Source organism: Rhizobium sp. SEMIA 4085, assembly GCF_013004495.1.
GTDB lineage: Bacteria > Pseudomonadota > Alphaproteobacteria > Rhizobiales > Rhizobiaceae > Rhizobium > Rhizobium gallicum.
Map to the genome: position 1 here is coordinate 1 of NZ_JABEPH010000182.1, position 11870 is coordinate 11870.

10 protein-coding genes and 1 pseudogene are annotated in these 11870 nt (G+C 55.7%); 5 read left to right on the forward strand and 6 right to left on the reverse strand.

All coding sequences use genetic code 11. The annotated features are described in order from the left end of the window. Positions 1-97 precede the first annotated feature (97 nt). The 6 genes and pseudogenes from C9413_RS18370 to C9413_RS18395 form a co-directional block, all read right to left on the reverse strand. Positions 98-574, reverse strand: a pseudogene (locus tag C9413_RS18370) (ABC transporter ATP-binding protein); the annotation flags it as partial. Beyond that, positions 571-1374, reverse strand: coding sequence for an ABC transporter permease (locus C9413_RS18375; RefSeq protein WP_039845801.1), 804 nt, complete (start codon positions 1372-1374; stop codon positions 571-573). The gene C9413_RS18375 and the pseudogene C9413_RS18370, both read right to left, overlap by 4 nt. Positions 1375-1389: 15 nt before the next feature. Beyond that, the gene (locus C9413_RS18380; protein ID WP_246703785.1) at positions 1390-2271 is read right to left on the reverse strand and encodes an ABC transporter permease; all 882 of its coding nucleotides are present in this window, start codon (positions 2269-2271) and stop codon (positions 1390-1392) included. Between the two features lie 8 nt (positions 2272-2279). After that, complete coding sequence (locus tag C9413_RS18385; RefSeq protein ID WP_039845799.1) at positions 2280-3317, reverse strand: ABC transporter substrate-binding protein; 1038 nt, start codon at positions 3315-3317, stop codon at positions 2280-2282. A gap of 235 nt (positions 3318-3552) precedes the next feature. Further along, on the reverse strand, positions 3553-3801 hold the full coding sequence (locus C9413_RS18390; RefSeq protein ID WP_039845798.1) for a hypothetical protein: 249 nt from the start codon (positions 3799-3801) through the stop codon (positions 3553-3555). Positions 3802-3995: 194 nt separating this feature from the next. Next, positions 3996-4907 (reverse strand): nucleotidyltransferase and HEPN domain-containing protein, encoded by a 912-nt coding sequence (locus C9413_RS18395; protein ID WP_170250730.1) that lies wholly within the window; start codon positions 4905-4907, stop codon positions 3996-3998. Between the two features lie 169 nt (positions 4908-5076). Here C9413_RS18395 and C9413_RS18400 point away from each other — a divergent pair, with 169 nt between their 5' ends. The 5 genes from C9413_RS18400 to C9413_RS18420 all read left to right on the forward strand — a co-directional run bounded on the left by C9413_RS18400 (position 5077) and on the right by C9413_RS18420 (position 11780). Next, entirely contained in the window at positions 5077-5982 is a 906-nt protein-coding gene (locus tag C9413_RS18400; RefSeq protein ID WP_039845796.1) for a LysR family transcriptional regulator, read from the forward strand. A 243-nt stretch (positions 5983-6225) separates the two neighbouring features. Further along, positions 6226-6930, forward strand: coding sequence for an autoinducer binding domain-containing protein (locus C9413_RS18405; RefSeq protein ID WP_039846923.1), 705 nt, complete (start codon positions 6226-6228; stop codon positions 6928-6930). Positions 6931-7350: 420 nt separating this feature from the next. Next, entirely contained in the window at positions 7351-9684 is a 2334-nt protein-coding gene (locus C9413_RS34515) for a M10 family metallopeptidase (protein WP_082046552.1), read from the forward strand. A 415-nt stretch (positions 9685-10099) separates the two neighbouring features. Then, positions 10100-11164: a calcium-binding protein gene (locus C9413_RS18415; RefSeq protein ID WP_170250731.1), complete on the forward strand. Its 1065-nt coding sequence runs from the start codon at positions 10100-10102 to the stop codon at positions 11162-11164. A gap of 55 nt (positions 11165-11219) precedes the next feature. Next, on the forward strand, positions 11220-11780 hold the full coding sequence (locus C9413_RS18420) for a helix-turn-helix domain-containing protein (RefSeq protein WP_170250732.1): 561 nt from the start codon (positions 11220-11222) through the stop codon (positions 11778-11780). Positions 11781-11870: the final 90 nt, after the last annotated feature.

The window sequence follows — 11870 nt, forward strand, 5'->3', positions numbered from 1 at the left end:
CCAGCCCGCGGTCCTGGCCGGGTACGTGGTCACTTGCATACACCACGCTCCACCGGACTGGCCAAGGTTCCACTGGGGGGTAGGACAGTGGTTCTCACAGCCGCAGCGCGGGGGGAGAGGGCGCAATGGCACGGGCGACCGCCACTCTCTGCTGCTGACCGCCCGACAGCTCTTTGGGATAGCGCTTTTCGAAGCCCTCGAGATGAACGCTTTTCAAGGCGCGCGCGACTCCCTCGGAGATGTCTTCACGTGATTTGCCCTGCATTTTGAGGCCAAAACCGACATTTTGCGCGACCGTCATGTGCGGGAAAAGCGCGTAGTTCTGGAAGACGAGCCCAATCTTGCGAGCCTCCGGCCGGACTCCTGCCTGGTTGCGACCCCGTATGCGGATCTCTCCGCTCGAAGGTTTTTCGAATCCGGCGATCATGTTCAACGTCGTCGTCTTTCCGCATCCGGAGGGACCGAGGATGCTTACAAACTTGCCTTTTGGAACGGCAAGGTTGATGTCGTCGACGATGCAGTTGGAGCCGAATTGCTTGCTGACAGAAAGAAGCTCGATGTCGTTGTTGCTCATTTGCTACCCCCATGGAAATGCGCGGAGAACCCGCCGATCTTTTCGAAAAGGATGATCGTGCCGAGGACGAAGAGGAGCGATGCGACGTTCACGGCCGCAAGCACTGGGTCCAGGCTGTATTCGAGATGATTGATGACGGCGATCGGGAGCGTCGTCTGGCCGGGCCGCACGAGAAAGACAGACAACGGTATATTATTGAACGAAATGATGAAGGCGAAGGTCATGCCTGAGAACAGGCCGGAGCGGATCAGCGGCAGAAGCACATATCTGATCCGTTGGAGCGGACCCGCGCCAAGAATACAGGCGGCCCGATCTAGCCGCTTGTCGAAATTGAACATCGCGGTCGCCGCCATGCGCATGACATATGGCATGGTGAGGACGATGTGGGCCATGACGAGCCCCGGTGTCCCGAGCAGCTTGTAAAGGCCAGCCGACGAAAGGAAGAGAACAATCGCAACACCCTTGACGATCTGTGGCACAGCCATCGGCGACAACAGGAACGACATGATGGCAGCATGGCCCGGACATTTCTGATAAGCGACGCTGTAGGCTGCAAGGACGCCAAGCAGACCGCTTGCGAGACTGACGATGATCGCGAGCTCTGCACTAAGCAGAAAGGGATCAAGCCAACGACTTTCCAGAAGCGCCGGATACCACTGAAATGTCCAATCGCCCGGCCAGAAGGTGACGGCCGACGTGGGGCTGAAGGACGCTGCAACAACGACCAAGAGCGGCAAGGTGATGAATGCAAGAATTGCAATCAGCGATGCCCTGAACAGAATAGTGAGCAATCGGCTCATTGAAGCCTCCCGAGACTACAGGTGAAGTTTCTGTTGAAGGCGGGATTCGAGCCTCGATCCGACAAAAGCCGAGATCAGCATCATGGCGAGAAGGACGTTGGCCATGACCGCCGCAAAGGACCAGTCGATGTAGAAGAGCACCTGCTCGTAGACCATTGTTGCCATAACCTTGAAGGCAGCACCGCCGAGGAGGGCCGGGGTGGCGTAGGCGCTTGCCGCCATCGTAAAGGCGATCAGGAGGGAGCTTACGATTCCCGGCACAGAGAGCGGCAGGACGATGTGGCGGATCACTGCAAGTCGTGAGGCGCCAAGAATCTGAGCCGATTTTTCCAGATTTGGGTTGATGCCCTGGAGGCTTGTGAGCAGGGAAAGGACGCCAAATGGCAGGATCACATGCGTCAGCCCCACCACGACACCGAACAGGTTTTTCGACAGAGGCAAGGGCTCGGAAATCACGCCCGTCCAAATCAATGCTGAATTGATAAAGCCCCGATCTTCGAGAATGACAAGCCAGCCATAGGTCCGAAGCACCACGCCTGCCAGCTCAGGGGCGATGGCAAGAGCAAAGACAAGCGTTCGCCAGCGTGATGTCGAGCGTGCGAGATAATAGGCGAGGGGATAGGCCAGGATCGTCACGGAAATGGCGACCAATCCCGACATCACGACGGTGCGTCCGAGGCCCGCAAGCACAAGCGCGTCGCCAAAGAAGCGGCCATAGCTCGCCAACGTGAAGGTGCCGGTCTCCTGGTCCTGAAAGCTGAGGCCGAGCATCAGACCCATTGGGGCTGCGAAGAACAGGAGCAACACGATCGACGGCAGTGATAACGGCAGAAACACCTTGAAGGGAAAGGCGATGCGTGTAGGCCTTTGCGGAGTGGAGAAAGCAATCGTCGCCATGACCCACCTCACTCAGCTGCGACGACGTCGCGTTCCCAGCGTTTGCCCCACGCTGACAAGCGCGTGGCGACCGCGCCGAGATCGGGCAAAAGGAGCGCCTTCAGATCGGCCTCAGTGGTGATTTGCTTGGCGCGGATGTCGGCGGGAACGTCGATATCCGTCCTTGCGCTTCCGACCTTGTACCCCGTAACCCACGCCTCCTGGCTCGTCTTTTCGAGAAAGAAATTCACGAACCTAAGTGCCGCCTGCCGGTTCTCGGCGTCCTTGGGGATGTTCAGAGTGGCGACAAGGGGAATCGACCCTTCCTTCGGTAGAACGTAGTCGACGGGCAGTCCGCTATCGGCCAGAAGCTGGGCCCGCCCATTCCAGAAAGGCATGGCCCAGACCTGGCCGTCCTTGATGTAGGTTTCCATGACCGAGGAGGACTGTTCAAAACCGATCGATTGTTTGGCAAGTTTTGCCATGGCGGCAAAGCCGGGTTCGACGTTGTCGAGCAGGTCGCCACCATTGGCGACCGAGAGGACCTCCATCAGGTAGGCGGCCATGATGTTCTGGAAGGTTGGCAGGATGATCTTTCCTTTGAGGTTCTCGTCGAGAAGCGCGGACCAGGAATCCGGCGCTTCTGGCAGCTTGTCCTTGCGGTAGAGCAGCGAGAGGTACTGCACCTCGTGAACGGCGCCGCAGGGCCCGGCGACGGCTGCAATCGCTGGCGATAGGCGTGCAAGATTGGGAACTGTCTCCGGCGTAAGTTTCTCCAGGAGGCCTTCCTTGCATCCATCGAGAGATTGCGAGGCGGTCATGACGACGACGTCGAAGCCGGGCCGTGCGCCGGTGGCCTTGATCTTCGCGTAATCTTGCGACGCCGAGCCGACCGCATCGTAAAGCACGTCTATGCCGAACTTTACCTCGAAGGGTTCAATGATCCGTTCGCGGATGATCTTTTCGTAGGGGCCGCCGTAACTGTTGACGACGAGCGTTTCGGCGCTGCCGGATGTAGCCAACGCCATTGAGAGGAGCGCGGTCGCGGTGAGAGTTGAAAATTTCATGGCTGTTCCCTTTGATAGTTCTCGATCCGGCGACATTGCGCCGGGCGATTGGGAAATTTCCAATATTGTTTCGTGGCCATTGATATGAAATCCATATCAATGGCGTTACTTTCGCCGCGGGGGTGCGGAGCAACGCGGATGGAACCGTGTACGTCGGGCCGTCGAAGCGCGCGCTGAAACGGCGCTCGGCGTCCTCGACGGCGCGGCGACGTCAAGCGGCTATGCAGCCGCATCGTCAGTCCGAGCGGCAGATTTCCGCGACCAGGTGTGGGTTGGATTTTAGGGATTTGAAGACATTCACCCAGAACCGGAAGTGGCTTTCGCGCTCGAGGTGCCTTGCCTCGATGGCGCGCTTCGCCGCGGCGGTTACCGCATCGCAGCCGTAGAATTCCATAGCAAGTTCTACGGCCGCCGCGACCGCGACGTCATGCTGCATATCCGCCCCGTTTGACGGGTCTGGGTTATGTTCCAATAGCTTCGACATGAGACTCTCCTGTGAGAGCCCGGCGCAAGGAAAATGTGGCCGGACGGTTCTCACAGCGAAGTCGAATCGCATCGTCCGGAAGCACATGCATCCCGCATGTCGATTAAGTTGAATCTTAAATCATTTCCCGCCTAAGGTGAAGTAAAAATTATGCCGGTTACTTGCTTGTGGTAGCGGCGCCATTGGCGTAGCGGTCAGCTGCCAACAGTTGCGCGCTCCAATTCAGCCAAATGCTCGCTGCAAATGGCCGCGATAGTTTGATGGAGATGCTCCGTTCGCTCAAGTAGCCAGCCTAGCGCCTCTTCGGTGATCTCGAAGTGCTTCGAGTAGCGCGCCTTCACATAGGCTTCGTTGAGTATGTTGTACCAGGCGGCATAGCGGTGCTGATCACGTGGCCAAGCGTCGATCAACCGGCGATCCTGGTCTTCCGCCAGCCCCCGCAGGAGTTTCAGATTGTGCGAGGGAGGGCTGTAATTCGTCAGCGTCAGAAGCAAACAGGAATAGGCAGTTTCGACAGCCTGGTGGAGCAAAAAGGCTGCTTCCTTATGCCTTCCTAGACTGACAAAAAACAAGGCGCCTTTAGCAAACGTCTCAGCCTGAGGCAGGCGGTCCTCGAAATGCTCCCTGGCCACCCTCAGTGCATCGACGACCGAGAGTTTTCTTGGTTCGGCCAGCGGCCGGTCGTCGAGCTCGTAGAGCACGATGCCTTCGCGCAGAATGTCGACGAAGAAATACTGGCCGTCGGCCAGGAAGTTGTTCACCTCCCTGGCGCCATGAACGATCAGCCCGACCGGCGTTTTCACGTCCTTGTCCCACAGCAGTCGGTCTGTCGCCTTGTCCCAATATTGCGGTTCAGTCAGCTGCTTGGAATTGACGATCACCAGGATGTCATAGTCGGAGCGGTAGCCCTTCATCGTGTGCGACTCGTCGACCCAGGTGCCGCGGCTATACGAACCAAACAAAATGATTTTTAAGATCCGACCGCGCTTCTTGAAGGTGGCAGACGTGCCTGATAGCGCGTCGGCGAACTCTTCATGGATGATCGCAACGACGCGGGCAAGCTCGCGCTGCTTTTCTTCCGGCAGATGTTCCAAGGACGATCGCATGGGTTCATCGATAGGCCAAAGACGATTCGCCGTCTACTACTGGAAATTATAGGAAATGCGTTATTAAAAAACAGCGGATTGATCTTCAGGCGCCATTAATCGATGATCTAGGGCGTGCGCAACCGAATTACGACCGGTACCCGGAGGCACGCGCAGATGAGGATGGCGAATGGAACTGCGTCAGATCAGATGTTTCGCAACGTTAGCTGAGGAATTGCACTTCGGCCGGGCGGCAGCAATGTTGTCCATGGCGCAACCAGCCCTCAGCCTTCAAATCCAGACGCTCGAAAAGGAGATCGGAGTTCAGCTCCTCATACGCTCAACTCGCCGAGTTCAGCTGTCGAAAGCCGGCGAAGTCTTCTACGAGCGGTCCATCCGTATCCTGCAAGAGGTCGAAAACAGCTCCTCTGTCGTCAAAGCCGTTGCCGGCAAGGATGTCGACAGGATCACGATCGGCACAATCTATCCCGCAACGTTCGGTGTCCTTCCACAGTTTCTAACCAGGCTCGGCAAGCGATTTCCCGATATCCAGATCCATATCAGCAGCGGCTCCACCGATGCGATTGTTCGCGACATCGAAAAAGGTCGTGTGCACCTGGGTTTCATCAGGCCGGTTGAAAACATCGGGTCGCTGCGCTGGCAGAGCATCGCCAATGAACGGTATTTCCTGGCCGTACCGGCGGGCAGCGCGCTGGCAGAAGCAGAGAAGGTCACAATGGGCGATCTGAAACAGGAGAGGATAATCTCCTTCTCCCGTTCCAATCTGTCTTACACGGAAAAGTTCTTTGTCGATCAGTTCAGGAAGCACGGCCTTCTCGATAACGTTGCCTGCAGCTGCGACGACACGCTCTCGCTAGTTTCGCTGGTTTCTGCAGGCATCGGTGTAGGCTTCGTTCCGGAATGGACGAAGGATCTACCCAATCGATCGTTTCTGCTTCGTGAGGTGCAGGACATGAGCTTCACAATCGGCTTGGGACTCGCCTGGAACAAGGAAGATCCAACGGCGAACCGCGACGAGATAGTCGAGATAGCCCGATCGCTTGCATCAGCACCCCGAGGTAGCGGGTCAATATGAACACGCTACCAATGGCTCGACGTAGCCCGTTGAAATCTATGGTTGCCGAGAATGCAAAAAAAGGCAAAGGATATCGGGCTGCTCGCGGAAGTCGAAACAGGTGGAGTCGATCAGACAAGGGTGTCTTTGCCGATCCGGTAATCGTCAAGACATTTTGATCGAGAGCGACCAACAGTTTCCACTACTTCAACTTCCGTCGACAACGCGGACGTCTGTTGGCGGATGATACAGGGAGTTCAGAAGGTGAAGATCTGGCTTCAAAAGTTAATTGATATTTCGGCTTTAGCGCGCAGCAGAGAGATGTTGAAGGAAGCGCTGGCCGACCTCACACGGGACTTCGGTTTCGACTATTACGCCTACCTCAACGTTCAGCCGGTCGGAACGTCTGCTTTTTCTAACTATCCTGCCGACTGGCAGGAGCGATATTTCACGAACAAGTTGGACAAGGTCGATCCTATCGTCGCAATCGCCAAATCCACGATGAGGACTTTTGTCTGGTCCTCCGAAAACTCAACAAGGCGTGCGTCAAAGCCGATCCGGCGATTTTATACGGATGCCGCCGACTTCGGAATCCGATCTGGCATTACCATTCCTGTTGCAACGGCATTCGGGCGCGTGTCAATGTTGACAGTTGCTTCGCATAAACCGTCCATTTCCCTGGCTCGAGAGATAGATCCGGTGGCCGCCGCAATGGCTGTCGCACAACTTCATGCAAGGATTGAGCAAGCGGAGTTTAATCCGACCGCAGAATCGAGTGTTCGAATGACGCTGAAACAAGTCCAACTCTTGAAATGGTCGGCCGAGGGCAAGTCCATGAGAGCGATGGCTACCATCGAGAATATGACCTACAGCAATGTGAACTCTCATTTGAATAAAGCTCGTAAAGCCCTGGACGCGGGCACACTGCCACAGGCAACAGCTCTGGCCACGAAGCTGAAGTTGATCTAAATGCTCGAGGAGCCGTGTCGTCATGGCAATCCACCCAGGTGGCCTTGCCACCTGTCCTCTCGCCGCCGTATTTGCCGGAATCGAGATTCGGCATGTCTGTTCCGATCGGATTTGTTAACCGGGTCACTGTGGGAATTGTGGTGTCGACACCGATGGAATCCCAATCGTCTTATGAGATGAACCGTGCAGTGGCGCGGTCGTAGAGCCGGGCATTGATTCGCTCAACGAGGTAGGATTGGTCACGTTCGTCGTCGGCTAAGCCCTCCTAAATTTGAACGGCTCTCAGACTATTAACGAGTTTATAGTTTTCTTTCCCTTTAATCGTGAAGTGACCTGTTGCCATCGCGATTTTTTGCTCTTGCGAATAGACAGGTGAATCGACATAACGCACGGTAGAGTGGAATAAGCAGGCGGGATTCTATGACGGGCGTTGTTACTTCGACAAAGAGCGTAAGCTTGGCGGGAGATCAGAGAATTGACGGGCTTATCAGCGGCTATGCGTGGGACGGAACAATAACCTATGCGTTTCCCACCAGCTCGACATCGTACTCGTATAATGGCGAGAAAGAATACAGTTTCTCTTCAATCTCCTCGCAGCAACAGTCTGGTGCTCTGTTTCTTATAGAACAATCCTATGGAAACACTGCGAATGACGGTTTCTCTGTAGAGGGGTTTACTAATGCCAACTTTGTGGTCGGCAACGTGGACACTGCCTCGCTGCGATTCGCCCAGTCGTCGCACCCCAGTCTCGTGACAGCTTGGGCCTATACTCCAAGCACGGATAGCTGGGGCGGCGATGTCTGGTTCGGGACGGAATATGCAGGCACAGAAAATGATTATCGGTTTCCGGAGTTCGGCAACTATGCGGGACATACATTGGCGCATGAACTGGGTCATGCTCTCGGGCTGAAACATGGTCACGAACCGGATACCAATCCCGCGGTCGTGCCAAGCAACTACGATTCCATCGAATACACGATCATGACGTACCGCACGTATATCGGAGACGACACGAGTGGTTACAACTATGAGCAGAATGGCGCGCCGCAGACGTTCATGATGCTCGACATTGCCGCCCTACAGGAAATGTATGGCGCGGACTATACGACAAACAGTGGCAATACCGTCTATAAATGGAGGCCGAATGAAGGCGTCACCTATGTCAACGGGGTTGCGGCTATTACGCCCGATGACAACAGGATATTCGCAACAATCTGGGACGGCGGCGGTGTCGACACCTATGATCTGAGCTCGTATACCACGCGCCTCACAATCGACCTGCGACCAGGCGGCCATTCGGTTCTTTCCCAAGGCCAGTTGGCTGATCTGAACGGTGGCCCGAATAACGGCTATGCTCGCGGTAACATTTTCAACGCGCTTCTTTATCACAACAACCTTGCGTCGTTGATCGAGAATGTTCAGGCAGGCTCCGGCAATGATACGATTGTTGGCAACGAGATGACCAATACACTTTTGGGCAATGGCGGGAATGATTTGCTCGACGGTGGCGCAGGAAACGACTTGCTGATCGGCGGCGTTGGAGGCGATACACTTACAGGAGGCACAGGTGCGGACACCTCCTCGCATGAAACCGCTTCTGCTGGCGTGGTTGCTAACCTGGCAAATAGCGCGGTGAACAAAGGCGACGCTGCCCGTGACACCTATTTCTCGATCGAAAACGTGACCGGTTCGACTTTCTCGGACACCCTGTACGGCAATGCAGGAGCCAACCGACTGAACGGCAGTGCAGGCAATGATTTGTTGATTGGTGGCGCCGGTGCCGACCAGATTGTCGGCGGAAGCGGAGCTGACATCGCCTCATACGGAACCGCCACCGTCGGCGTTACGGCAAGCCTCACGAACAGCAGCATTAACACGGGCGATGCGGCTGAAGACACTTACTCATCGATTGAAAATCTGAGTGGTTCGCTCTTTGCCGACACACTGTACGGCGATGTAGCCGCGAACCGACTGAACGGCAGTGCAGGCAATGACTTGTTGATCGGTGGCGCGAGCGCCGATCAACTTGTCGGTAGCAGCGGCATCGACACCGCTTCCTATTCTACGGCGACTACAGGGGTTAAAGTCAATTTGTTGAACAGCTCGGTGAACACCGGGGATGCTGCCGGAGACACCTACTTCGAAATTGAAGACCTTACGGGTTCGAGCCAGGGGGATACCCTTTACGGAAACGCAAGCTCCAACCGTTTGAATGGCAGTGCAGGCAACGACCTGTTGATCGGTGGCGCCGGTGCCGACCAGCTCATTGGAGGAAGCGGATCCGATACAGCGTCTTACGGGACTGCTACAGTCGGCGTGAAGGCCAGCTTGGCAAACAGCGCAATCAACACGGGCGATGCGGCTAGCGATACCTATTCCCAGATCGAAAACCTGAGCGGCTCGCTGTTCGAAGATTATCTTTATGGCAATGCCTTGTCTAACCGTATCAACGGAAGTTCAGGGGATGACCAGATCAACGGCGGAAGCGGAAATGACACGCTGCTCGGGGGAGCCGGTGACGATACGTTCGTCTTCCTCGCGAATTTCGGGAAGGATATCCTTGAAGACTTCGTTGCAGCGTCGGACGACCTTATAAGTTTCGCGACGGATATCTTCGACGACTTTTCCTCGATGTTTTCGTCGGCTAGTCAAGTCGGGACTGATACCGTCATTGCATACAATATCGATAACATCGTCACGCTGAAGGACGTCAGCCTGAGCAGCCTCACCAGTGACGACTTTTACTTTGTGTGAACACGACCATGGCTGGTTAAGCCGTGTTGACAAAGTTGCATCCAGAGCTTTCGGCCTTCAAAATATGCTCAACGTATGATGACTTCTCCTTGTCCCGTTTATCTTTTCAGCAGCACAGGGTTCGCGCCATCCGGCAACAAGTAGTCAGCGTTGCGCTGGAACTGCGCTGTCGCAGTTTACTGCAACGGCGGTGTCGTTGGCGAAGGCGGCCCGGGTGCGAGGAAGGAGGGGCGGAAGCGCGGAGCTGGTTTATGTTGCTTGCAACTGAAAATGCACTAGTGCACCGAGCGCACGCTTCCGTTGATAGCTCTCTTACAGAGTTTTGTGTGTTCAAACGTTTTTGAAATTCGTGGTTGCACTTGCAACAAAAAATTCATAAGCCTGTGTGGCATCGGGGTTTTTCTGAGGGGCGATGATGGCGACACTCACTGTTAATGCCGACTATGGCTTGGATATGCGCGGCATCGATTTTGGATGGTTGCCATATGCTGATTCCTACACCTACGGCTCGACGATCTTTGCCGCACATTTCAGCGACGGGACCGTTGAGGAATTTCGGGGACGCGGGTTCAGTTACGACTCCGATGGTGTCCCAACCGGTGGAACCGTAAGGAGCTATGCTCTCTTCGATAACGGCAATCGAGTCTCGTACGTCGACGGTGTAAGTATTGCCGTCACGAGCATCGTCGATGCGGCGGAGACATACACGACGAGCGACGACATTGCCGTGATCGGAAGGGCGCTCGCGGGCAATGACGTGCTCAGGGGCGGAGGTATTTTCGACTATCTGCGTGGCTTTGCGGGTAATGACACGCTGTACGGCAACGCGGGAAACGACACTCTCGTGGGCGACGACGGCAACGACACGATCAACGGAGGCGCTGGCAAGGATCGGATCGATGGTGGCGTGGGTAGTGACACTGCATCATATGCCGGAGCTTCAAGCGGTGTTGTCGCGAGCCTCGGCAATCCGGGTGGCAACACGCAGAACGCCTATGGCGATATCTACATATCCATAGAAAGCCTTGCCGGTTCCAGCCATGCTGACCGCCTCTATGGCAACGCCGCGACGAACTATCTGAGCGGCGACGCTGGTAATGATTACCTCTCGGCTTCGGGGGGCAACGACTGGCTCCATGGCGGCAGCGGGGCCGATCAACTCGTTGGCGGTTCAGGAGCTGACCGCTTCATCTTCAAAGCATGGGGCGACCATTCAGGAGATTCTATTCTTGATTTCACCGCCACGCAGTCAGACCGAATAGATATGTCGAAGATCGACGCAAATCAGTCGATCGCCGGTGACCAGGCGTTCAGTTTCATCGGAACGGCCGCGTTTTCAGGGAAAGCTGGTGAACTCCGCTTCGTTAAGACTGCCTCGGACACTTACATCTATGGCGACGTGAACGGTGACGCGAGTACCGACTATACAATTCATTTGGACGACGCTGTCACGATATGGAATAGCTACTTCTATCTGTGACGCGAAAAGCGTCAGATAAAAGCTTAAGCCCCGCTTCTGAACTGACCCCCGAAAGTTGGACACCTACCTTCGGGGGTTTTGCATGTCCAAGTACAGCTTAGCGTTCAAGCAGTCCGTCATCGCCGCTTATGAGAGCGGCACGGAAGGGGCACGCGCAGTAGCGGCTCGGTTTGACGTTGATCATTCGACGGTGCGCAAATGGGCTGCGGCTCATGCGGCGCATGGCGTGTCTGGGTTGGTAAAGAAATACAGCTCCTTTGACGCGTCTTTCAAGCTTTCGGTATTGCAGCGGATGTGGGACGATGGGCTTTCCTATCGGCAGACGGCTGCGATTTTCAACATCCGCAACAAGAGTAGCCTTGTCGATTGGGAGACGTGTTACGAGCGCGGCGGGATAGAGGCGTTGGCCCCGCGGTGCAGAGGAAGGCCCCGATTGATGCCCAAACCGCCTACCACCGATGAACCGCAAGCCTTGGCGAGCGATGACACGAAGAGCCGCGAGGAGTTGCTTTCGGAACTGGCCTATCTGCGCATGGAGAACGCTTTCCTAAAAAAACTGGAGGCCTTAACGCAGGAACAACAGCGGCTCAAAAAGCGCAAGCCGTTCACGCGTTAAGGCCGCTCCATTCGTTTGCCGGTCTGCTGCAATTGGCAGGCCTGGCCCGCAGCACGTTCTACTACCAGCAAACGGCAGCATCGCTGGCCG